The organism is Neptunicoccus cionae (genome assembly GCF_014643735.1).
Taxonomy (GTDB): domain Bacteria; phylum Pseudomonadota; class Alphaproteobacteria; order Rhodobacterales; family Rhodobacteraceae; genus Amylibacter; species Amylibacter cionae.
Genome location: NZ_BMKA01000002.1, coordinates 1,114,966 through 1,136,091 on the forward strand (window position 1 = coordinate 1,114,966; position 21,126 = coordinate 1,136,091).

Sequence of the window (21,126 nt, forward strand, 5' to 3'; positions counted from 1 at the left end):
CAAAAAAAGATTGAAACTGCTGTTCTGTTTGCTGGCAGAAATGCCTTTGCGCCATCGCCCGCGAGGTGGTTGAATGGGCCGTAGGGTTTGAGATTTTCAAGGAAGGAACCGGCATGGCTGGATGGCTATCGACACATGTTTTGGACACGGCACGCGGGGTTCCCGCCGAGGGCATCAAGATCGTGCTGTATCGTTTGTCCGGCGACGCCCGCGAACAGGTGGTTGAGATGGCCACCAATGATGACGGCCGTACTGACGCGCCGATCCTGCCCGCCGAGAGCTTTCAGACCGGAACATATGAACTGGTGTTTTATGCGGGTGACTACCTGCGGGCTTGCGGCGTTGCAGGGGGCGATGTTCTTTTTCTGGACGAGATTCCGATCCGCTTTGGCATGGATGACGCAGAGGCCCATTATCATGTGCCGCTGTTGCTAAGCCCGTTCGGCTATTCCACCTATCGCGGCAGCTAGGCGCGCGGGACAAGGGAATGCTGGTCAAGACGGGTAAACCTGCGTAAGCCTTCGCGGAAATGTTCTGTTTTTCAACGGTTGCCCGATGTCCTTGCCCATCCCCCAAAACGCAGAAGAGATCACGCCGGACTGGTTGTCAGTCGCGATGGGCCGGACTGTCACCGGCTGCACAGCGCAACGGATCGGGCGAGACGAAAGTTTTACCGGCGGCAGTCTGATCCGGTTGGGTCTGGACTATTCCGAGACGAAGGGTCCTGAGTCGATTATCGCGAAACTCTCTGCCAAACGTCCCGCATTCCGCAAGGCTCTGGCAGAGGCCAACAGGCGGGAAGTGGGGTTTTATTCTAGGAAGGCTGACCGCCGAAACCTTCCCGTCCCCCGATGCTGTTATGCCGACTTCGACGAAAACTCCGGAGACAGCATCGTGCTGGTGGAAGATTTTGCACAGGCGCGTTCTGGAGATTTTGTTAAAGGGTGTTCGCTGAAAGATGCGCAGGCGGTGATCGCTGCGATGGCAAAGGTTCACGCCAGTTATTGGGAGGAGGGACCGGCCGAAAACAGCTGGTTGCCGGAGTTTGATTTCGCACAGTGTTGGACCGATTACCCCGCACGGCTTTCACAGATTTTACCGGACCAGCACCTGCCGGCCGGGTTTCGTAGGCTTGGCGACCATCTGGCAGATAACCCGCATTTGTATGCGCAGTTGTTGGGGCAGGGGCCGCAGACCTGCATTCATCGGGATTTGCAGGTGGATAATGTTCTGTTCACGCCCAAAGGCGCTGTCGTGCTGGACTGGCAGTTCACTGGATATGGTAACGGGACGAGCGATCTGGGGTATTTCCTGATCAGTTCGCTGTCGCCGGAACAGCGGCGCGGTGCGGAGCGGGGATTGGTCCGAGCCTATCACAAAGCGCTGTTAGGGCAGGGTTTGACCGGTTTTGCATTGCCGGACTGTCAACGCGGGTATGTTTTGTCCGTTTTGGGAAAGCTGTTTTTGACGGTGGTTGCAACCGTGCTGTTCGATAACTCGAGCGCCCATAAGAGAGAGTGGCGTCGTGCAGATCTGCAGCGGTTGCTGTCATTTTGCGATGATCACGAGATTGCGCCTGAACTGTGGACGGAACAGTGCTGAACACCCTGCAAATATGAAGCTTCATTTTAGACGCCTCTTGTATGACGCTTCATATTTGCAGGGTCTTAATCATGTTTACTCCGTAATATCAGTGTCTTAAAATTTCGCTTCAAAGCCTCACTAACGAAAAAGGGCGCCGATATCGACGCCCCTTTGTTACTCTTTTTACCGAGATTACTCACCGGTAAACAAACCCCCGTATTCCTCGCGCAGCGCCTTTTTCTGCACCTTACCCATCGTGTTACGCGGCAATTCCGGCAGCACGATCAGCCGTTGCGGCTGTTTGAACCGGGCCAGCGAAGTGCCGACACTGGCTTTGATTGCTTCGAGGTCCAGATCCTTCCCTGCCTGCGGTACCAAAACCGCCACAACTGTTTCGCCAAAGTCTGGATGGGGCACGCCGATCACAGCGCTTTCCAGTACGCCGGGCTCTTCATCCAGCAGCAACTCGATCTCTTTGGGGTAAATGTTGTACCCGCCGGAAATGATCAAGTCTTTGTTGCGCCCAACAATCTGAATGTACCCGTCCGCATCGAACTGCCCCAGATCGCCCGTGATGAAAAACCCGTCCTCGCGCAGTTCCTCGGCGGTTTTTTCCGGCATCTGCCAGTAACCTTTGAACACGTTCGGTCCGCGCACTTCGATTTGGCCGATCTCGCCTTGGGGCAGGGTTTCGCCAGTGTCTGCATTGGTGATCTTCACCTCAACACCCGGCAGGGCAAAGCCAACAGTCCCTGCACGGCGTTCCCCGTCGTAGGGGTTCGACGTGTTCATATTTGTTTCGGTCATGCCATAGCGTTCCAGAATCCGGTGGCCGGTGCGCTCTTCAAAGGACACATGGGTTTCCGCCAGCAAGGGCGCGGACCCTGACACAAACAGCCGCATATGTTGGGCGAGGTCTTTGGTAAACCGCGCATCATCCAACAGACGCGTGTAGAACGTGGGAACGCCCATCATAGTCGTTGCAGCTGGCAAGTTAGCCACAATCTGGTCGAGATCGAACTTGGGCATAAAGATCATCTGCCCGCCCGCGAACAGGGTGATATTGGTCGCCACAAACAGCCCGTGGGTGTGAAAGATCGGCAGCGCGTGCAGCAGCACATCCTGATCGGTGAAGCGCCATTCTTCGGCCAGCGTTTTCGCATTAGACAGTAGGTTCGCCTGCGTCAGCATCGCACCCTTGGAGCGACCTGTCGTGCCAGAAGTATAGAGGAAAGCTGCCAGATCGTCCGCCTCCCGCGCCACGGTTTCGAAAGCCACTGGATAATCCACAGCTTTGGTTGTGAAAGACCCGCTGCCATCCCCGTTCAGGGTTTCCAGTGTTGCACCGGCACTTTTGGCGACGGGGGCCAGATCGGAGGCGTGGCCTTCATCGCATAACACGACGCGTGCGCCACTGTTTTCGACGAAATAGGCCACTTCATCGGCGGTATAGGCGGTGTTAAGGGGCAGGAAGATAATACCCGCCTGAACACAGGCGCAATAGACTGCCAGTGATTGCGGGGATTTGGCGATTTGCACTGCGATCCTGTCGCCTGCAGTCACGCCCAGAGCATTAAGTAGATGGGCGTATTGTGCGGCTGTTTGCAGGAAACCGTCATGGGTGATCACTGTGCCATCAATAAGGCGCAGGAACGGCGTGGTCTTTCCCTGATGTTTGCCGAATAGCGTGTCATAGAGCGGGTTTGTCATGATGGGTCTCCTGTCTTTATCGCGGCTCCGGAGGCGGCCAACTGGCGCACCTCGCCCGAGGCGACAACAGTTTTTTGTCCTACGAATTGCTCGTGGTTTTGCGAAATTTTCTGAATATCGTAAAGGTAATTCACCATGGTTCCGCCCGATTGCTTTAACCCGTTATCCGAAGTATCCGCACCTGCGTGAACCTTATGCACCAATGCGCCATTTCCAAGATGGAACCGTGCGACTGGATCGTATGGCATTCCGTCCGCCCGTTTGGCGTCAAGCAGGTAATGGGCAGCGGTGGCTGCCGGATTTTCTTTCGCAAAGATTATATCCGCTTCCTGTTTCTCAAGCCATTTGTTCAACGTCGGTATGGGCGAAAGCGTCACAAAATTCGACAGCCCCGGCAGTTCCTGTGACAGATCCGAGACCACCTGTTTGATCAGGGAGTTGCCAAAGGAAATCCCTGCAAGGCCCGATTGGCAGTTGGAAATCGAATAGAAAACAGCCGTGTCTGCGTCCTCAGCTTCGATCGTTTCACGCCCGTCTGCCAATAGATCCTGAATGGAATCCGGCACACCGCGGGTCAGGGCGACCTCAACGAAAATCAACGGCTCTTCGGCCATTGCCGGATGGAAAAATCCGAAACAACGCCGGTCTGTGGGCTTCAGGCGGCGGCGCAGATCGTCCCAACTGTCGATGGCATGGACCGCTTCATAGGCGATGATTTTCTCCAGAATATCGGCGGGGCTGCTCCAGCTTATTGGGCGCAGCACCAGAAAACCGCGATTGAACCATGACGAAAACAGGTGTTTGAAATCCACGTCTACGGGTTCAAGCGCGGGGTGTTTGCGCATCAGTTTCAGCAAGTCGTTTCGCATGGCCACCAGCTGCGCCGTCGCACCGGGTACTTGATTCATTCGCCGTGCGAGTTCTTGACGGCGGGGTTCACAAGCTGTGGCGAAGTCCCGATAGCTTTGCTTGGAAGGTGCGGTTTTGTAAGCTTCCAGAGTGGTAACAACGGCATCAGCCTCTATTTCCAGACCTTCGGCCATAAAGGTGAAGAAGTCGTGTTTCTCATCCGTCGACAGGCGGGTGTATCGATCCAGAATGCTCCGCGCGAGTGTGGCGCCTGACACCTCGCCCTGACTGCTCAGCAACGCTTCGGATAGGTCCTGCATGGATCGCCCGTCCGCATCTTTCAAAAGGCCGCGTTTGTAGCGCCTTTCAAATACGGTCGATACCATTTCAGAGAAAAAACTCATCGTGCAACTCCCATTACAGCGTCGGGCAGCCATGTGGCAATTCCGGGAAACAGGCACAGCAGAATAATCGCCAGAACCATACAGCCCACATAAGGAAGCGAGCCCATAAGGATGGTTTTTAGCGAAATTTCAGGCGCGATGCCGTTGATAACATAAAGGTTCAGACCCACCGGCGGGGAAATCAGGCCGATCTCCATATTGATGGTCAGCACTACCGCGAACCAGATCGGATCAAACCCGGCGGCGGTGATAATCGGCAACAGAATCGGTGCGGCCATCAGGATCACTGCAACAGGGGGCAGGAAAAAACCGGCGATCAGCAGGAAAACATTTACCGCGGCCATCAAAACCCAGCGGTTCACATCGAGGGTGCCGATCCATTCGGCAATGGACTGGGTGATGAACAGGCTCGACAGCATGTAGGAAAAGACGCCAGCTGCGGCGATGATAAACAGGATCATCACGCTTTCACGTGTACTGTCCCGCAACACGACCCACAGGTCTTTCGGGTTCCACAGTTTGTAGATCACCATCGCAATGACCAGACACATAAGCGCGCCCACTGCGGCAGTTTCCGATGGCGTAGCGACGCCGCCGTACATGGCGTAGAGCACACCCAGAATGATCAGCAGAAATGGCACAACGCGGGGCAGAATTTCGAACTTTTCTTTCCACGAATAACTACGCGTGCTGAGCAGGGACTTATTGCCAGAGGCCCATGTGGAATAGAGCGACCAGATCATAAATAGCAGAACCAGCATGAATCCCGGGATCACCCCCGCCAGAAACAACCGCCCGATAGAGGATTCTGTGGCGATGCCGTAAACGATCATTGTGACAGAAGGTGGGATCAGGATGCCAAGGGTGCCCCCAGCTGCGATGGAACCGGCGGCCACGCCGTCAGGATAGCCCCGTTTGCGCATCTCTGGGATACCCATTTTGCCAATAGCGGCACAGGTGGCAGGACTGGAGCCAGACATGGCGGCAAACAGCGCACAGGCCCCGAGGTTGGAGATCACCAGACCGCCCGGCAACCGTGTCAGCCAGCGTTCGAGCGCTTCATAAAGATCAGCACCCGCGCGGGTGGAGGCGATAGAAGAGCCCATGATGATAAACATAGGGATGGAAAGCAGTGCAAAGTTATCGAGCTTTCCAAACAGGATTTCCGGCAACAATTCAAGCGAGCGAACGCCGTCAAAAATCAGCAGGAACAGGGTGGATACCAGCAGTAGACCGATGGCGACTGACACACCGGAGAACAGGATCAGGATTGTCGAGATGGCGACGATAGCGCCGAGGATTAACGGGTCCATTAGTTGTCCTCCAGTCCGAAAGGTTGGTCGATTTTTAGGATGACAGCCACGAGATCGGCAATCAGTTGGAGCAGGAACAGCGCAAAGCCCACCGGCAGTGCAAGGTAGGGAATCCACAGTCGCACACCCCAGATCGTGTCGGATTTCCAGTTGCGTTCAAACGCCAGATGCCAGAACTCGAACCCGTACCACAGCATGACGCAGACCATCGCAATGGTCAGGCTGAGCGTACAGATACACAGGACAAACCGCGCCTTTTTCGGTAGCGCCAGCGGGACCAGATCCACATTCACATGGCCGCGCAGCCTTTGAACATAGGGCAGGCCGATCAGGGTTGCGGAAATGGCGAGATAGATCACCGCCTCTGTTTGCCAGACGGTTGAACCGTTCAGCACAAAACGCACGACGATCATCTGGCAGGTGATCACAACAGCCGCAACGATCATCGCGGCAGAGCACCAACCTGACAGGGTGGAAAGGGCGGCGACAACGCGCAGGAAGGCATTGTTGCCCACATGGGAAGTCGCAGCAGAGGGGGTATGGCCAGCCATAGAAAGAGCGTCCTCGGGTTAATTGGGGAAATGCTTGGGATGGTGTTCCGGCAGCAGCGGGGCCGCTGCCGGAAGCCGTGGACTACTCTACAGCGAGAGCCATATCCAAAAGAGCCTGGCCATCAGGCACTTCGGTCACGAACTTCTTGTAGGACGTTTCCTGTGCAATAGCGCGCCATGCCTCGAAATCCTCCGGCGACATTTCGGCAATTTCCACACCGGCATCAGCGAAGACCTTCACAGAAGCAGCGTCCTGTTTCTTTGCCTCTTCCAGATAGTAAGCTTCGGCTTTGGCGGATGCGTCGAGCAGGGCTTTCTGCTGCGCTTCGTTCAGGTCTTCGAAAGTGGATTTGTTCATCAGCAGCGGCTGGTACATGAACCACAGCGCTACGTCACCCGCGGGGGTATAGCATTTCACCTGTTCGTAAATTCGATAAGACACAAATGAAGACGAAGATGTATTAGCTGCATTCAAAACACCGGTTTGCATGGCGTTGTAAATCTCGGACGACGCCATAGATGCGATGGATGCACCAGCACCGGCCAGCATCTGTTCAAAGGCCTTACCGGCCGCGCGGGTTTGAAGCCCTTTCACGTCTTCGGGTTTGGTGATGCATTTGTCTTTGCCGACAAACCCACCGGCCAGATAGCCGTGCACCAGAACCATCACGTCATCTTCGGCCATCTTTTCTTCCAACGCGTCCATAAAGGGAGAGTCGGACAGGCGCGCGGCATGATCGTGATTTTTCACCAGACCGGGCATCAGTGTCAGGTTAAAGGCCGGTTGCTGGCCACCGGCATAACTTAGCGGAAGCACAGTCATATCAAGCTGGCCACGGCTGAGCGGACGGTACTGCTCGCGCGGTTTGAACAGCGACTTGGAGCCGAAAATCTTGATGTCCAGATCCACATCAGCTGCGGCGACTTCATTGGCAACAATCTCCGCCACCTTGTGGCGCACGTCTTTGTTAGACCATTGATGAGACAACCGCAGCTCTTTGGCTTGTGCTGCTCCGCCCAGACAAAGTGCTGCCAGCGCAGCGGCGGTCGTTAAAAAATTCGCTTTCATCGTATTCCTCCCGTTAGATGTGCAGGTCTCCGGTATCCACCGGAGATCCGTTGCAGACGGTTGCCCGTTGCTTTTGGTATTAGCCACACTATTGCATTCAGGGTCAACATTTTTGTATACAAGAACTATAATCTGGCACTCAATCTTAGGGGCGACGCTACATTGGACACTGAACTGACCCGCGCCGAAAAGATCGCGGACACTCTGGAGCAGCTTGTTTTCAGCGGAGAGTATAAAGACGGTGATCGGCTGGACGAGATCAAGCTGGCCGAGAGCTTTGCGGTTTCGCGCACTCCGATCCGTGAAGCCCTACAGCGGTTGGTGTTGTCGGGATTTGCAGAACAGATCCCCAGGCGAGGTGTTTTCGTGCGCTTGCCCGGACCGGTGGATTTGATGGAGATGTTTGAAACCATGGCCGAGATCGAAGCTGCTTGCGGGCGATTGGCGGCCTCTCGGATCAGTGACGACGGGCTGGCATTGCTTAGGTCCACAAATACCAGGTGCCAGGAAGCTATCGCCGCGCTGGATGTTGAAGCCTACTATGGTGAAAACGAATTATTCCACCAGACGATCTATCGCGGGTCGGCAAACAGCTTTTTGGAGAAAGAGGCGCGGCGGTTGCAAAATCGTCTGAAACCCTACCGCCGGACCCAATTGCGATTTCGCGGGCGGATGCCGCAATCCATGGCGGAGCATGAATTGATCGTCGCGGCGTTGCAAAACGGAGACGGAGACGCTGCCGCCCGTGCGTTGCGGGATCATGTGGCGGTGCAGGGTGAAAAGTTCCAGCAATTGATCGCCAGTTTGAATGCCTGAGGTGTGCTATTCCAAGCGTGCGGCACTTCTGTAGGTTGCAGTTTTTTAATTTCTGATTATTTTACTCAGAGATTTGACGAGCAAGACGTGACCTTCCGATGATTCCAAACCGAACCCGTGTCGATACACCTGCGATCAAACATGCGCAGCTCCATCGTAGCCGTGAGCAAACGTGCCGTCTGAACCGCTTACGCCTATCGGCCATGCGCTGCCGTGCCAGTGCCCGTGTCGATGTCTCTGAAGCTTGTAATCTGCTTTGCGTGGATGAAACCCAGAGCGAACACCGCTTTGAAGAGGCGCTCCTGCGCAGCCTCCATCAGGGGGTGGGCCGCAAGCCAAGATTCTTTGCGGTTGGCGCAGCAGAAGAAAGCTTTGACGAACGTTGGTTGTTGCAGGTGCTTACTGTGGCACAGCAGGGGGATATGGCCTCGGTGGAGTTTCTGGTGCGTAGTCGTGTTAACAAGACTATGCAGCGCTCTATCCGGTTTCTTATTCGCGGTGCAGTAGGGCGGTTTGGCGGTCGCTTCACGCTTTAGTGTAGTGTTGGTTCATTTTAGAATGATTCTAAACCATTGCAGTCCACTCGGATTTGTGCTTTATCTTCCTTCAGGGACGCCAGCCTGATGCCAGCCACCCGTTTGCTCTCCCGTATCCCCGCTTGTTGCATGAAGAAGGATAAATGATGACACAGACCGCTACAGACCTGACCCCCTCCGCCAGAGAAGCCATCGCCGATGCGCTGAACCAAAGCGTTGCGGAAACTGCCGTGACCACGATGCTGGCGCAAAACTTTCACTGGAATGTGACAGGTATGGCCTTTGGCCCGCTGCACGATCTGTTTCAGAAAATCTATGAAGATCACTTTATTGCGCAGGATGATCTGGCAGAGCGTGTGAAAGCCCTGAACGCCCACGCTGAAGGCACTTTGTCCGGAATGATAAAACGGTCCAAAGTGTCCGAATACGAAGGCAAAGCGACCGATAAGGAGATGATCGCAGCGCTGCTGGAAGCACAAGAAACACTGGCCGCGACTTTGGCGGGATGTGGCGCATTGGCTGCCGAAGCGGGTGATACGCTGACAGAAGATCTGTGCATCGCGCGTGGCCAGACCCACGAAAAATTCGCGTGGTTCCTGCGCTCACACCTCGCCTGAGGTCAATGCTTCCAAAGGATTGGGCGCGCCCTTTTTGCGGCACTTGGCGCGATAGGCATCGGACCAGTGTCCGAATTTGCCAAGGTGCGCCTGTTGGGACACCAGCATGTCAATAAAGGCGTGCTGGTGTTTTTCTTTTTTCAGCGATTTGAACATGGATTTCTGCTCTTTGGTCATGGAACAGCCGATACAATGGCCCCCGCGTTTGAACTTGCAGACATCAATACAGGGGGAAGGGGTCTTTGGCATTTCGGTCACTCTGGCTGGGGCTTGACTGCTGCGAGCGTCGGCGGTCTGGCTTACTTGGTGAGGATGAGCTTTCCTTGACGGGTCAATCGCAGGATGTAGGTCTGGTCGTCCAGTTGGATGCGCGCGGTCGTGTTACCCGCAAGCATTTTGTGTGCATCATAGACTGGAAGGCCGTCGTCCGGCAGGCTATTGGGCGCCGGCTCGCGCCTGGTGGGTGGCGTGGTCATGGAAGAATACGTCCAAGGTTAGTGGTTTTTTACGATTGCTGTCATTACTTACTAAAACGCTCAACAATGTCAATTCCGACTTAATAGGTTGGTTTATTCAGGCGGCATTGTGGTAATCTGGTAAGATCATCAGGGGGCTTTCGCCTGTTTTTTGGACAGAAATGGGTGTGGCATAGACCTCTGACAGGGTTTGTGCGGTGAAAACCTCTCCTACCTTGCCGGAGCTTGCCACCCTCCCGTTTCGCATAAGACAGATCGAATCGGCAAAGGCGGCGGCGAGGTTCAGATCATGCAGCACCACCAGCACGCCAGCCCCGCTGCGCGCCATAGTGCGCGCGGTCTTCATCACCTCGATCTGGTGAAGAATATCAAGGCTTGCGGTGGGCTCGTCCAGAAACAGATACCCTGGTCCAAACAGGTTGCGATTGGCTGTCAGCTGCGCCAGAACACGCGCGAGATGGGCGCGGTGCCTCTGTCCGCCGGACAGGTTTGGTACCGGAGTATCCGCAAAAAGCTCCAGTCCCAGTAGCGCAATGACCTTTGCGACAAGAACCTGCGTGTCTGTGGGGGGGTATTCGATCGGGATCGACAGGCGGACCACTTCGGCAACGCTGAATGCTGCCGAAAGGGTCGGGGATTGTTCCAGCACAGCGCGGTGGCGGGACAGGTCTGCTGCATCCATGTGGCGCAGTTCTGTGTTGCCGTAGTGGATTTCTCCCCGCGCTGTCGGTACATCCCCGACCAGCGCCGATAGCAACGTTGATTTTCCCGCTCCGTTAGGCCCGCATAGCGCGACCAGTTTGCCAAAAGGTACGTCCACATCCACACCGCGCAGGATGGTCTTTGGCCCGAAGGCCACGTCGATATTGCGTCCTGTGATCATAATTTACCTGTCCGCAGCAGAAGGTACAAAAAGAACGGCCCGCCGATCAGCGATGTGGCCAATCCGATGGGCAGTTCCTGTGGTGGCGCAACGTTGCGCACGATCAGGTCGGCCCCCAGTAACAATACCGCCCCTGTTAAGGCTGAGGCTGGCAGCAACGCGCGGTGGGCGCCCCCGACCAACATGCGGGCGATATGGGGTGCGACCAGCCCGATAAAACCGATTGGTCCGGCAATCGACACACCGGCCCCAACGGCCAGCGCACAAATTCCGCAGGCGGTAAATTTAATCCGCATCACATCAAGACCGGAATGAAAGGCCGCCCGCTCGCCCAGTTGAAACAAGTCCAGCGCTCGGGTGAAGCGCAGCAGGGCAAGGCTACTGACCGCCATAATCGCAACGCTGATCAGCACAGCCAACCAACCGGATTTGGCAAGGCTGCCCATTGACCAGAACGTCAGGTCCCGCAGTTGGGTATCGGTGGAAATATAGGTCAGGAACCCGATGCCAGCCCCGGCAATGGAATTGATCGCAACCCCCACAAGGATCAGCCGCCCGACAGACATCTCGCCGTTTTTCTTGGAAAGGCCAAGGATCAGCGCTGTGACCAGCAGCGCACCGAAGAAGGCAGCAACCGGCAGAAGGTAGGGGCGCAAGGCGGCGGGAAGTTCGCCGATAAACAAATCACCAAGCACGATAACGATCACAACCGCCGCAGAGGCACCGCCAGAGATCCCGATCAGACCGGGATCTGCCAGCGGATTGCGCAAAAGCCCTTGCAGCACCGCGCCACACATCGCCAGCGACAAGCCGACCCCCAGTCCCAGCACCATACGCGGCGCGCGAATTTGGGTGACAATCGCAGTTGGCATCGGGTCGGCTTGGCCTGTCACGGTGTCGATCATCTCAGACAGCGACAGGGGCACCGGCCCGATTGCGATTTCTGCCAACGCGATGACAATCACCGCGCAGACCAGTCCGACAAAAACGGTTTGTTGCCGGCTCAGGGTCCGGACCTTGCGGGGGGATGTCTCGGCGAGGGTCACGGCTTACTTCCCGATTGGATGCAGGTGGTTCATCAATTCTGCAACCGCTTCCGCAGTGCGCGGCCCGAAGCCGAGCAGCTTCATGCCGTCCATCTTAACCAGATTGCCCGCTTTGCCCGCCGTCGTCTGCTGTACATCGGGACGGTTCATGACCTTGTCGTCCCCTCCGATGTTGTCCGCATGAACGCCCGACATCAGAATGAAATCCGGATTGGCAGCGATCAGGGCCTCTGCGTTCATGGGTTTCCAACCCGCAAAGGCTGCGGCTGCGTTTGTGCCGCCTGCCAGTTCAATGATGTCACTGGCAGAGGTTTCCTGCCCGCCCACCAATGGGGCCCCATCCCTGAGCGAAAGAATAAAAAGCACTTTGGGGCGATGCTCCAGCGCATCGACGCGGGCCTTCAGCTTTGCCATGTCCGCTGTGTATTGCGTGATCAGCGCATCGGCCTGATCACGCAGTCCCAAAGTTTCGCCAACAAAGCGCATCTTTGCAGGCACCCGATCTGCCCCCTGCCCAAGCGGGGCGAGCGCCACAGCTAGGCCCGCAGATTTCAGCGTGTCGATCACATTGGGGGGACCGGCATCATCCGCACCGATCAGAAGGTCCGGCGACAGGGAAAGGACACCCTCGGCGGAGAGCGCACGGACATAGCCGATCTGCGCTTTGGTCTTTGTATTCGCTGGAAAGCCCGAAGTGCTGTCGACTGCGACGATCCGGTCTCCTGCACCAAGGGCGTAGATGATTTCAGTTATGTCGCCACCGGCAACGGCGATCCGTTCGTAGTTTTGCGACAGTGCCGCCGTGGTGGTCGTCAGACATAAGGCAGCGGCAAGCGTGAGGGATTTCAGCATGTTACGCGCGTCCCAGACCGTTAAGAATGCTCCGCCATCCTTCAAGTTCCGCGTTACCTTCGCCCCGTTCGCCGAACATGAGAAAAAAGCTCTGGCCGTTTTTATCAAAGGCTTCAAGTGAGGTGACGATCCCGTCCTTAGAGGGTTTGCGCACGATCCATGCGTGGGCCACATGGTCCTGTCGCAGGTGCATGTGGAACTTTTTGTCTAGCACGTTAATCCAAGGCCCCATCGCCTTAATGTTCTCGATCTCGCCGGTGTGAATCTGGATGCACCCAGAGTTTCCGATAAACACCATTACCGGCAGTTTTGCTTCGGCGGCGCGCTCCAGCGCCCAAGTTACGGCCTCATTTGGAACGCGGTAAGCCATATCCTCGCCCACCAAACGCAGGGCTTGCATTCGGCCCACTTTGTGTTTTTTCAGCATGCCAAAGAACTGGTGCACATCGGTCATGGCGTCCCAGTCTGCGCGCAAGGCGGCTGTGTCCACATCACTGTCTGCCCCGTCAACAGGGGCGGGATCAGCGATTTGCGTTTTGATCTTGGCGGGCGTATCGTCGATCCAACCCTCCACCAGCGCGTCGAATTTGGCGCGGTCGGTGTTCTCGGTCGGATAGATTTTGTGAACCGCACGACCGGATTTATCAAAGAACTGTAAGGAAACTCGCAGGCCGGAGCTGACTTCTTCTTCGATCACATATCCAAAGGCCCAGCGGTTCATGAAAATCCGCAGGTCGATGGTGCGGTTTAAGACCAGCCCCATCACCTTACCGATTTTCACATTGTCGAATTCCCCATAGCGTTCATGCACGGCGTGTTCATTGCGGGTCAGACACATGACTTCGCCAAGGCCCACCATGCCTTCAAGCAGTGCGGCAAACCCGCGGGTGTCGTCGCGGCGCAAGCGTTTTGCTGCGCCGCTGACCTGTTTGGCCTCTACCAATTCCGCTTCGCTGATGCCCAGTTCCCGTGCCGCATCAACAGCGCGCATCGCGCCCTTTTCTTGCGTCAGGCTCTGAAAGCTTTGGAACGTTTCGGTTACAGTTTGGTCCAGCATAGCGGTCTCCGGTTTAAAAGGTTTTGGCGAGGGAAAGTTTGAAGTTTCGCCCTTTGGCGGATTGCGACAGATAGGTCGCGGGCTGGTAGGTCGCATTCGCGATGTTATCGACGCCAAGGCGCACCTCCAGCCCTTCGAGGGCGCCATGATCAGGGATGTAGGTGGCGTAGATATTGTGGACGGTATAGCCGTCGTATTCGCCACGGGACTGACTGCGATCTGCCGCAAAGACACTGTTAATGCCGATCTTTAGCTCTGGCATAAGCTGATAGCCAAAACCGAGTGTCAGCGTGTTATTGGCAATCGTATCCAGTTTGGCCCCGTCCGGCCCTTCACCGTCCAGCACCGACAGCCCCGCAGAGGCCGAGAAACGACCCGCAACATAACGCCCTTCGGCTTCGATGCCTTTGATGATCGCGGAGTCGATGTTGTCAAAGCCGATCACACCAGCACCGCCTCCGGTGCGGATGATCTTGTCTTCGATGTCATTGTAAAAGGCGGTCAGTTTGAAATCGACTGCATCATCGGCGCGAAACAGACCTTGGCCGCTGTAAGACACACCGATTTCATAGTTCATGCCTTTTTCGGCTTTCAGGCCCAGATTAGGCAGACCGCCGCTGAAGGCATCGTAGATTTCGTCGTCTGTGGGCAGGCGGTTTACGCGGGACAGCGACCCAAAGACGTTCCAGTTATCATTCAACCGGTAAAGCGCGGCAATCTGCGGTTCGATGGCCGTCGCAGTTGTCGTTTCCGTCGCAGCGGTAAATGTGGACTTCGGGGAAATTTTCTGGTGATCAATGCGCAAACCGGTGTTGATGGTCAGGCGGTCGTTCAGGGTCAGCTCGCTCTGCGCGTAAAGCTCATAGGTGTCAGTGATCGCTTCTGCATGGGACGTGGACGCCGGATCAGCCGAACGGTCCTTGCGGGACGCTGCAACACCGAAAGTCAGGTAGTGATCGAACCGTTCTGTGGACAGATCGGCCATGTTTTCGACCTTCAGTTTCCACAACTCGTATGATCGTTCGCCAAGCAAGGTGGCGCTGATCGGTTCTTGCGCGACGCTGCCTTGCTCTACCAGTTTGGAGGAGTTGGTGTAGGATAGCGTGGCTGTCAGATCCCAGAAAGGTTTGTCCTCGGGGGCGAAGCCGTATTCCAGACGTGCCACTTGGGCTTCTGTGGTGATGTCGCCAACACCCCAACCTGTAAATCCGGGGAAACGCCCGATTTGCGGTCCGTCCAACTGGTTAAAGTCCTGATCTTCCCCGTCACTGTAAAGATGCTGGTAAGAGGCGCCAAACCTGTGCGCGCCCTCGCTGTAGTTTGCCTTGCCCAAGAAGTTGGCGATGTTGGCATTGGTGCGGATCAGAGTATTGCCGTCTCCGTCCTCGCTTTGGCCGATGTCAGAATACGTCAGTGCCAATAAGGCGTCGAATTTGTTGTCCGGTTTAAAGGACATGATTGTAGAGGACTGGAATTTATCCTCGTTGGATTCAAAGGTCAGCTTTTGGCGTACTGAAAATGTGTCGTCCCCTTCCAGAAAGTCGGTGGCATCTTTGGTTTCCATCAGGATGACGCCGCCCATCGCACCGGAGCCATAAAGCGTGGATGATCCCGGACCGCGCAGCACTTCGACCCGTTTCAGCAGTTCGGGTTCTACAAACAGCGATCCCTGACGGTAGCTTTCATAGTAAAGCTCCTCGCCGTCGACGAGTGTCAGGATCGAGGATTCCGCGGCGTTCAGACCGGCCCCAACGCCGCGAATGTTAAAGGACTGGCCAAGCGGGCTGCTGGACCCAACGCCAGAAACGCCGGGCACCTGGGCGAGAATATCGCCAATGGTGGCAGCTTGGGTTTCATCGAGCCGTTCCTGATTGACCACCGTCACGGACTGCGGCACGTCGGAGGCCACTTTGTCCTGACCGGCATTGATGACAATCGGATCCACTTCGGTGGACTGTTGGGCATGGGCGCCCTGCGCTGTAATTGCGGCAACAACCGCCAGCATAAATCTGTTGGATTTCATGATCCATTCCCTCTCGCGTTTTTTGTTGTTCACTTCCTAACGCGAGTCGGGTGGCTACTTTGGACTGTGTATTTAGATTCTTAGTGTTTTTGTCAACTAATGAATTTTCTAAGGATTGAAGATGATCGGAATGCGGAAACTGTGTTTCGAAACGGACACACCTCGTACCGCGCGGGGGGCCCGCACGCCGTTCACAGCGCGCAATGCCGCCTTATCCGCCTTGCCGTTGCCCGAAGATTTCACGATCCGATAGCTGAGCACCTGACCGTTCGCAGCAACCGTGACCTGCAACACCAGAGAGGCGCGGCGGCTTAGCCCGCGCACAGGGCGTTTGCGCCGCTCAATGGCGCGGCGCACCTGCGCGCCCCAAACATCCAGTGCCCGTGCTGCGGATTTTGCTGTGCCGGATTTGACTTTGGCCTTGCCGCCGGTCCCTGTTGTGCGGGTTTTGCCTGCTCCGGCTGCTTTTTGTTGCTGCTGACCGGCTTGGGCCTTTTGCGCCTTTGGTGCTGCTTTGCGGGCCGGTTTCGGGGCGGCATTCGTGGTTGGCTTCTTAGGCTTCGGTTTAACCTTTTCCGCCCGCTTTGGGGCGGGGCGGGGTTTGGGCCGCACCTTTGGTGGTGGGTCAACTCTCGGGGGGGGCGGGCTGCTGTGCGTATTGATTGCCGGCGCTTTCAGCGTCGGAGCATTTGCCTGCGTGCGGTGCGGTGCTTGCAGTTGCACCGGCGCAAACGGGGATGGGGCAAGACCCGGGGCAGGGCTAGCCTGCGCAGTTTCTAGCGGCCGCGACAATTGCGGCGCCGGTGCTGGCAGATCCGTCTGAACCTCCGGCGGGCGTGTCCACTGCTCTACCATCGCTTCGATTTGCGGGGTGACACCGTGAAGCGACATCATCATCTCCCCCTGCTGGCCACCGCCATCTTCGCCCGTTTCCGGTGCGGCGAGAAAACCCGCCGCGTGAACAGACACGGCGATGGCCCCGAAAAACAGTATCTCGGCATAGGCTTTCATTTCTGCACCGCGACTATTTCAACCGAAGCGGCACCAAGCGGAGTGAGCCGCTGTAGAAGTTTGGCCAACTCCGGTGCGGGCAACGCCGCATCAATCCGCAGTTTCAGTATAGAGTTTGCATCTATCTGCCCGCCAAGACGCGCCCATGCCGTATCCCCTTGGAAGTCATCAAACCGGATTGTGGCCTCTTTGGAGACATGAAGGGTCAATTCAGACTCCGGCACGCTTAGTCTGTCAGCGGTGGGCAGGGAAATTTCAAAAGGTTCCGGCGCTTTAATTTCTGAGGTCATCAGAAAGAAGATCAGCAGCAGAAACACCACGTTGATCATTGGAACGATGGACTCGCCGGTTTTACGTTGGGGGGGCGGTGCGAAATCCATCCGATTAGTCCACCAACACGACAGCCGTAAAACCGGCACTTTGCAGATGGCCAAGCACGTCGAGAATCCGTTGCGTTGTGGCGGTGCCCTGTCCTCGCAAAATAACCGGATCGTTCAAAGAGTCAGTCAGGCTGTGCAGGGCATCGGGTAATTCATCAAGTAGCGTTTCAATCCCGTTCAGGCGCAGCCCTTCGGGCGCGATCGACACCAGCCTTGGCGGGCCGGAATAGTTCTTCGCGCCGTCTCCAGCAGCGGCAAGGGGGAGGCGGATGACCTGATCTAGCCCGAACTGGGACGCCAGCATAAAAAACACCAACAACAAAAACACCACGTCGATCATTGGTGTCAGGCTTGGCTTGCGCCGTGGCTGTAGGGGGGGCGTGAAGTGCATTACTCTGCCGCCAGTCGAGAGTTGTCCGGGCGCGATGCGATGGAAGGTTCGAATTCCTGTTGGATCACAAAGACCTGCGTCGCAATATCCTCCAGATCGCGGCGTAGGCTGTCCACGACGCTTTCAAACCATGTCAGCGCGAAAGAGGCGGGGATTGCTACGGCCATACCGGCGGCGGTGGTCAACAATGCCTCCCAGATGCCACCAGCGAGGATCGCCGGATCAGCGCGGCTGCCGCTTTCTTGCAGGGCTTGAAACGCGGCGATCATGCCAAGAACTGTGCCAAGCAGGCCCAGCAAGGGCGCGATAGTTGATACCAGTTCCAGCAAGCGCAGCCCGGATGCGGCGCTGGCGAGGTGGCGTTTGGCGATCCGCGCGGTTTCGTCTTTTGCGTCTTTCACAGGAAGGATGCGGCGGGCTTCTATGGCGTCAAACAGAAACCGTCCCCGCACCCCACGCAATCGCCCCGTCAGGGACAAGGCTGCTTTGGTATTGCCGTTGCGCAGTTCTAACATTGCGCCCGATATGCCCCGACGGCTCCACGCGCCAATTAGGATAAATCGCCATGTTTTCCAAAGTGCAAGCGTCAGACCCAGCACTGAAAGCGCGAAAATCGCCCAGATTGACGGGCCGCCATCCAGCAGAAAACGCGCAGCAGCCGAGAATGTTTGTGTATAGGTGGCTTGAAGGGTCGCCAGCATCGCAATCACCAAATTTTGTGCAAATGGTCGCTGGCAGGTCGCTGGCTGTCGGGCACCCGTATAATATTACCCGACTTAATAAGTCAACAAATCAATATAAACGGAGCTAAATGTAACACAGGCGCAGAGATACTCTGCGCCTGTGTCATAGGTTTAGGTCTCAATCAGTCAGAGAACTTGCGAATCTCGCCTGATTGCAAGCGGCTGGCATAGGAGTGCAGTTCGCTTTTTACCAGCTTCATCAGGAAGTAGAGCGCGAAGATGTTCACCACCGCCATAGAGAAGATCGCCGCATCGGAGAAGTCGATGACCGGACCGAGCGATGCTGCTGCACCGATCACGATGAACACGCAGAAGATCACTTTGAACACCAGTTCTGAAGTCTGTCCTTCGCCAAACAGGTAGGTCCATGCCTTCAGCCCGTAATAGGACCATGAAATCATGGTGGAGAAAGCAAACAGGATCACCGCAATCGCCAACACGTATGGAAACCAGCTAAGCCCCGCTGCAAAAGCGGCAGAGGTCAGGGCAACGCCCGAAACATCGTTCACAGTGGCAACGGCTGTCCCTGCTTCATTCAGCACATAGTTTCCGGTGGCCGGATCCATGATCATCTGCTGTGAAATGGTAATCACCAGCGCGGTCATGGTGCAGATCACAACCGTATCAATCAGCGGCTCCAGCAGGGATACGAACCCTTCGGTGATCGGCTCTTTCGTGCGCACCGCAGAGTGGGCAATCGCTGCGGACCCCACACCGGCCTCGTTCGAAAACGCCGCCCGCTTGAAGCCTTGGATCAACGCACCGACCATGCCGCCAGCCACGCCAAGCCCAGTGAATGCGCCGCCGAAGATCTGGCCGAACGCCCAGCCGATTTTGTCATAGTTGATAAGCAGGATAATCAGCGCTGCGCCCACATAAAGGATGCCCATGAAGGGCACGACTTTTTCGGTTACATTGGCGATGGACTTAATCCCGCCGACGATGACTGCAAAAACCACACCGGCAAAGATGATCCCCGTGATCCAGCCGGGGTAATCCCCGACGATCCCAGAAATCTGCGCATGGGCCTGATTGGCCTGAAACATGTTCCCGCCGCCGAGTGCGCCAAGGATACAGAACACCGAAAACAGCACCGCAAGGATTTTACCCCCCGGCAGACCCAGTTCATCAAAGCCCTTGGAGATGTAGTACATCGGACCACCGGAAACGGTGCCATCAGGATATTCGTTCCTGTATTTCACCCCAAGCGTACATTCCGTGAATTTGGAGGCCATGCCCAGAAGCCCCGCAAGGATCATCCAGAAGGTCGCCCCCGGACCGCCAATGCCAACGGCCACAGCAACACCGGCGATATTGCCGAGCCCTACAGTGCCAGACAGCGCCGTCGCAAGCGCCTGAAAATGGCTGACCTCGCCGGCGTCATTGGGGTCAGAGTAATCCCCCTTCACCAGTTGAATCGCATGTTTGAAGAAGCGGAACTGAACGAACCCGAAGTAGAGGGTAAAGAACGTTGCAGCGACGACCAGCCACATAACGATCCACGGAAAGGATGTTCCGGGGAACGGGGCAAAGATCAGGCTGACAAAGGGGCCGGTGAAGGCTGCAAAGGTCTGGTTTACCTTTTCATCGAGACTGACTGCCTCTTGCGCCAGTGCGGAATTAGCTCCGAACGCCGTCATTGCAGCGCCGAGCCAGAGTGTTGATGCTTGTTTCATAATGTCCCTCTTATCCCACGACCGTTACAGGCATGCTGGCATGCATGACGAGATTGCCGGTTGAACTGCCAAACAGGCGCTGGCTGAACCCACCCTCAGAGCTGCGCCCGACAACAATCTGTTCCGCGCCACAACTCACCGCTATTTTGTTCAGCGTTTCAGCAACGTCGCCGTGCTTTACAACACCGCTGGCAACGTAGCCTTCGTCCACAAGCTGCTTAACTGCAGGATCAACCACCCGGCTGTGGGCAAGGTTCAATTCTTCCTCGCGGCGTTGATGGCGTTTGGCGTTTTCTTCTGCCGTCTGAAATGAAAACGGAGACCATTCGATTACATAGGCGACGACGATTTCGCACTCTCCGATGAGTCCGGCCAATCGTTTCGCGTGGGTGAGTGCCCGGTCGCCCGAGCCTTCCCCGTCCAAACCAATCAATAGTTTTGTCGGCATTTCGTTCTCCTGTTGTCCCGAAGCACATGCCTAAAAAAGAGGCTGCCAGAAAAGAATCCGAGGGGTGTTATGGGTACTTCAGGTTGTTATTTGAGACCCTCACAGCCGAGTTTAGGAGGAGTTTTGGCTAAATTGCTAATAATTTCTCAAGTAAAATAGAGAAAATTTATAACACCGCAGTGTGGATTTTGCATTTTGCAACAGTGCGCCTGATAAGCCTGCACGCGCGAAAGCTGTCCCTGTCGGGCCTGCTTCGCGCGTGTTTTAAAGGCTTAATAGAGCGTTCGTAGACTTAGGATTGTACCGGCAAATCCTCTTTCTTCCATTTCGCCAGTCCGCCCTCAATCACCGTGGTATTATACCCCATCTGGTCCAGACAATCCGCCGCGAGCGTGGCCCGCGCACCAGAGGCACAGAGCACATGAACCTTGCTGTCTGCTTCGCGATGCTTGAGCAACTGGTCATTGCCTTTCCCTGTTTCAGGATCGGCATTCGCCTCCAAAAGGCCGCGCGGAATATGCACGGCACCCTCGATCCGCCCGTCGTTTTGCAACTCTTCGGCTTCGCGGACATCAAGGATCAGATCACCGCTATCCTTGCTGGCGCTAAGGGCTGCTCCGGGGCTGACAGTGGTCACGCGCCCTTTTGCATCGGCGACAAAGTCTTTCATTGATTTTGGCATATCGGGTCT

Annotated in this window: 24 protein-coding genes; 5 read left to right on the forward strand and 19 right to left on the reverse strand. The window is 56.1% G+C overall.

Annotated elements, in window-relative coordinates:
* The first annotated feature begins 113 nt into the window (after nt 1-113).
* Both uraH and IEX10_RS10625 read left to right on the forward strand, forming a co-directional pair.
* The gene (gene uraH, locus IEX10_RS10620; RefSeq protein WP_188674425.1) at nt 114-470 is read left to right on the forward strand and encodes a hydroxyisourate hydrolase; all 357 of its coding nucleotides are present in this window, start codon (nt 114-116) and stop codon (nt 468-470) included.
* Between the two features lie 85 nt (nt 471-555).
* A complete protein-coding gene (locus tag IEX10_RS10625) occupies nt 556-1,602 on the forward strand; it encodes a phosphotransferase (RefSeq protein ID WP_188674428.1) in 1,047 nt (348 codons plus the stop codon).
* Nucleotides 1,603-1,776: 174 nt separating this feature from the next.
* Here the strand turns inward: IEX10_RS10625 and IEX10_RS10630 are convergent, their stop codons facing one another.
* From IEX10_RS10630 to dctP, 5 genes are all read right to left on the reverse strand, one after another.
* Nucleotides 1,777-3,294 (reverse strand): malonate--CoA ligase, encoded by a 1,518-nt coding sequence (locus IEX10_RS10630; protein ID WP_188674431.1) that lies wholly within the window; start codon nt 3,292-3,294, stop codon nt 1,777-1,779.
* The gene (locus IEX10_RS10635; protein WP_188674434.1) at nt 3,291-4,547 is read right to left on the reverse strand and encodes a malonyl-CoA decarboxylase; all 1,257 of its coding nucleotides are present in this window, start codon (nt 4,545-4,547) and stop codon (nt 3,291-3,293) included. Before IEX10_RS10635 ends, IEX10_RS10630 begins: the two co-directional genes overlap by 4 nt.
* Entirely contained in the window at nt 4,544-5,860 is a 1,317-nt protein-coding gene (locus tag IEX10_RS10640; RefSeq protein ID WP_188674437.1) for a TRAP transporter large permease, read from the reverse strand. Before IEX10_RS10640 ends, IEX10_RS10635 begins: the two co-directional genes overlap by 4 nt.
* Nucleotides 5,860-6,411, reverse strand: coding sequence for a TRAP transporter small permease (locus tag IEX10_RS10645; protein WP_188674440.1), 552 nt, complete (start codon nt 6,409-6,411; stop codon nt 5,860-5,862). Before IEX10_RS10645 ends, IEX10_RS10640 begins: the two co-directional genes overlap by 1 nt.
* A gap of 82 nt (nt 6,412-6,493) precedes the next feature.
* Nucleotides 6,494-7,480, reverse strand: a complete 987-nt coding sequence (dctP, locus tag IEX10_RS10650) for a TRAP transporter substrate-binding protein DctP (protein ID WP_188674443.1) — start codon at nt 7,478-7,480, stop codon at nt 6,494-6,496.
* A 162-nt stretch (nt 7,481-7,642) separates the two neighbouring features.
* Here dctP and IEX10_RS10655 point away from each other — a divergent pair, with 162 nt between their 5' ends.
* The 3 genes from IEX10_RS10655 (at nt 7,643) to IEX10_RS10665 (ending at nt 9,449) form a co-directional block, all read left to right on the forward strand.
* Nucleotides 7,643-8,296: a GntR family transcriptional regulator gene (locus tag IEX10_RS10655; RefSeq protein ID WP_188674446.1), complete on the forward strand. Its 654-nt coding sequence runs from the start codon at nt 7,643-7,645 to the stop codon at nt 8,294-8,296.
* A gap of 98 nt (nt 8,297-8,394) precedes the next feature.
* Nucleotides 8,395-8,832 (forward strand): hypothetical protein, encoded by a 438-nt coding sequence (locus IEX10_RS10660; protein ID WP_188674449.1) that lies wholly within the window; start codon nt 8,395-8,397, stop codon nt 8,830-8,832.
* Between the two features lie 146 nt (nt 8,833-8,978).
* Nucleotides 8,979-9,449: a Dps family protein gene (locus IEX10_RS10665; RefSeq protein WP_188674453.1), complete on the forward strand. Its 471-nt coding sequence runs from the start codon at nt 8,979-8,981 to the stop codon at nt 9,447-9,449.
* Here the strand turns inward: IEX10_RS10665 and IEX10_RS10670 are convergent.
* From IEX10_RS10670 to IEX10_RS10735, 14 genes are all read right to left on the reverse strand, one after another.
* On the reverse strand, nt 9,435-9,698 hold the full coding sequence (locus tag IEX10_RS10670; RefSeq protein WP_188674455.1) for a DUF1289 domain-containing protein: 264 nt from the start codon (nt 9,696-9,698) through the stop codon (nt 9,435-9,437). The two genes, IEX10_RS10665 and IEX10_RS10670, sit on opposite strands and share 15 nt — an antisense overlap.
* Nucleotides 9,699-9,748: 50 nt before the next feature.
* Entirely contained in the window at nt 9,749-9,925 is a 177-nt protein-coding gene (hemP, locus tag IEX10_RS10675) for a hemin uptake protein HemP (protein ID WP_188674458.1), read from the reverse strand.
* A gap of 97 nt (nt 9,926-10,022) precedes the next feature.
* The gene (locus IEX10_RS10680; RefSeq protein WP_188674461.1) at nt 10,023-10,808 is read right to left on the reverse strand and encodes a heme ABC transporter ATP-binding protein; all 786 of its coding nucleotides are present in this window, start codon (nt 10,806-10,808) and stop codon (nt 10,023-10,025) included.
* Nucleotides 10,805-11,854 (reverse strand): FecCD family ABC transporter permease, encoded by a 1,050-nt coding sequence (locus IEX10_RS10685; RefSeq protein ID WP_188674464.1) that lies wholly within the window; start codon nt 11,852-11,854, stop codon nt 10,805-10,807. Before IEX10_RS10685 ends, IEX10_RS10680 begins: the two co-directional genes overlap by 4 nt.
* A 3-nt stretch (nt 11,855-11,857) precedes the next feature.
* Complete coding sequence (locus IEX10_RS10690; protein ID WP_188674467.1) at nt 11,858-12,706, reverse strand: heme/hemin ABC transporter substrate-binding protein; 849 nt, start codon at nt 12,704-12,706, stop codon at nt 11,858-11,860.
* Nucleotide 12,707: 1 nt separating this feature from the next.
* A complete protein-coding gene (locus IEX10_RS10695) occupies nt 12,708-13,763 on the reverse strand; it encodes a hemin-degrading factor (protein ID WP_188674470.1) in 1,056 nt (351 codons plus the stop codon).
* 13 nt (nt 13,764-13,776) lie between these two features.
* Nucleotides 13,777-15,786: a TonB-dependent receptor domain-containing protein gene (locus IEX10_RS10700; RefSeq protein WP_188674473.1), complete on the reverse strand. Its 2,010-nt coding sequence runs from the start codon at nt 15,784-15,786 to the stop codon at nt 13,777-13,779.
* 108 nt (nt 15,787-15,894) lie between these two features.
* Complete coding sequence (locus IEX10_RS10705; protein WP_188674476.1) at nt 15,895-16,797, reverse strand: TonB family protein; 903 nt, start codon at nt 16,795-16,797, stop codon at nt 15,895-15,897.
* Nucleotides 16,794-17,177, reverse strand: coding sequence for an ExbD/TolR family protein (locus tag IEX10_RS10710; protein WP_188674479.1), 384 nt, complete (start codon nt 17,175-17,177; stop codon nt 16,794-16,796). The genes IEX10_RS10705 and IEX10_RS10710 overlap by 4 nt, the downstream gene beginning before the upstream one ends.
* Before the next feature lie 4 nt (nt 17,178-17,181).
* Nucleotides 17,182-17,568, reverse strand: a complete 387-nt coding sequence (locus IEX10_RS10715) for an ExbD/TolR family protein (protein WP_188674481.1) — start codon at nt 17,566-17,568, stop codon at nt 17,182-17,184.
* Complete coding sequence (locus IEX10_RS10720; RefSeq protein WP_188674484.1) at nt 17,568-18,269, reverse strand: MotA/TolQ/ExbB proton channel family protein; 702 nt, start codon at nt 18,267-18,269, stop codon at nt 17,568-17,570. Before IEX10_RS10720 ends, IEX10_RS10715 begins: the two co-directional genes overlap by 1 nt.
* 164 nt (nt 18,270-18,433) lie before the next feature.
* A complete protein-coding gene (locus IEX10_RS10725) occupies nt 18,434-19,987 on the reverse strand; it encodes an alanine/glycine:cation symporter family protein (protein WP_188674486.1) in 1,554 nt (517 codons plus the stop codon).
* Nucleotides 19,988-19,997: 10 nt separating this feature from the next.
* A complete protein-coding gene (locus IEX10_RS10730) occupies nt 19,998-20,435 on the reverse strand; it encodes a universal stress protein (RefSeq protein ID WP_188674489.1) in 438 nt (145 codons plus the stop codon).
* 292 nt (nt 20,436-20,727) lie between these two features.
* Nucleotides 20,728-21,117, reverse strand: coding sequence for a rhodanese-like domain-containing protein (locus IEX10_RS10735; RefSeq protein WP_229678509.1), 390 nt, complete (start codon nt 21,115-21,117; stop codon nt 20,728-20,730).
* Between the last annotated feature and the right edge of the window lie 9 nt (nt 21,118-21,126).

Bases quoted from the DNA above. Each gene is read 5' to 3' on its own strand.
- IEX10_RS10625 (WP_188674428.1), top strand. From the start codon at position 556: ATGTCCTTGCCCATCCCCCAAAACGCAGAAGAGATCACGCCGGACTGG.
- IEX10_RS10700 (WP_188674473.1), bottom strand. From the start codon at position 15,786: ATGAAATCCAACAGATTTATGCTGGCGGTTGTTGCCGCAATTACAGCG.
- IEX10_RS10645 (WP_188674440.1), bottom strand. From the start codon at position 6,411: ATGGCTGGCCATACCCCCTCTGCTGCGACTTCCCATGTGGGCAACAAT.
- IEX10_RS10710 (WP_188674479.1), bottom strand. From the start codon at position 17,177: ATGGATTTCGCACCGCCCCCCCAACGTAAAACCGGCGAGTCCATCGTT.
- IEX10_RS10665 (WP_188674453.1), top strand. From the start codon at position 8,979: ATGACACAGACCGCTACAGACCTGACCCCCTCCGCCAGAGAAGCCATC.
- dctP (WP_188674443.1), bottom strand. From the start codon at position 7,480: ATGAAAGCGAATTTTTTAACGACCGCCGCTGCGCTGGCAGCACTTTGT.
- IEX10_RS10660 (WP_188674449.1), top strand. From the start codon at position 8,395: ATGATTCCAAACCGAACCCGTGTCGATACACCTGCGATCAAACATGCG.
- IEX10_RS10670 (WP_188674455.1), bottom strand. From the start codon at position 9,698: ATGCCAAAGACCCCTTCCCCCTGTATTGATGTCTGCAAGTTCAAACGC.
- IEX10_RS10720 (WP_188674484.1), bottom strand. From the start codon at position 18,269: ATGCTGGCGACCCTTCAAGCCACCTATACACAAACATTCTCGGCTGCT.
- IEX10_RS10635 (WP_188674434.1), bottom strand. From the start codon at position 4,547: ATGAGTTTTTTCTCTGAAATGGTATCGACCGTATTTGAAAGGCGCTAC.
- IEX10_RS10705 (WP_188674476.1), bottom strand. From the start codon at position 16,797: ATGAAAGCCTATGCCGAGATACTGTTTTTCGGGGCCATCGCCGTGTCT.
- IEX10_RS10640 (WP_188674437.1), bottom strand. From the start codon at position 5,860: ATGGACCCGTTAATCCTCGGCGCTATCGTCGCCATCTCGACAATCCTG.
- uraH (WP_188674425.1), top strand. From the start codon at position 114: ATGGCTGGATGGCTATCGACACATGTTTTGGACACGGCACGCGGGGTT.
- IEX10_RS10730 (WP_188674489.1), bottom strand. From the start codon at position 20,435: ATGCCGACAAAACTATTGATTGGTTTGGACGGGGAAGGCTCGGGCGAC.
- hemP (WP_188674458.1), bottom strand. From the start codon at position 9,925: ATGACCACGCCACCCACCAGGCGCGAGCCGGCGCCCAATAGCCTGCCG.
- IEX10_RS10690 (WP_188674467.1), bottom strand. From the start codon at position 12,706: ATGCTGAAATCCCTCACGCTTGCCGCTGCCTTATGTCTGACGACCACC.
- IEX10_RS10695 (WP_188674470.1), bottom strand. From the start codon at position 13,763: ATGCTGGACCAAACTGTAACCGAAACGTTCCAAAGCTTTCAGAGCCTG.
- IEX10_RS10715 (WP_188674481.1), bottom strand. From the start codon at position 17,568: ATGCACTTCACGCCCCCCCTACAGCCACGGCGCAAGCCAAGCCTGACA.
- IEX10_RS10725 (WP_188674486.1), bottom strand. From the start codon at position 19,987: ATGAAACAAGCATCAACACTCTGGCTCGGCGCTGCAATGACGGCGTTC.
- IEX10_RS10735 (WP_229678509.1), bottom strand. From the start codon at position 21,117: ATGCCAAAATCAATGAAAGACTTTGTCGCCGATGCAAAAGGGCGCGTG.
- IEX10_RS10680 (WP_188674461.1), bottom strand. From the start codon at position 10,808: ATGATCACAGGACGCAATATCGACGTGGCCTTCGGGCCAAAGACCATC.
- IEX10_RS10630 (WP_188674431.1), bottom strand. From the start codon at position 3,294: ATGACAAACCCGCTCTATGACACGCTATTCGGCAAACATCAGGGAAAG.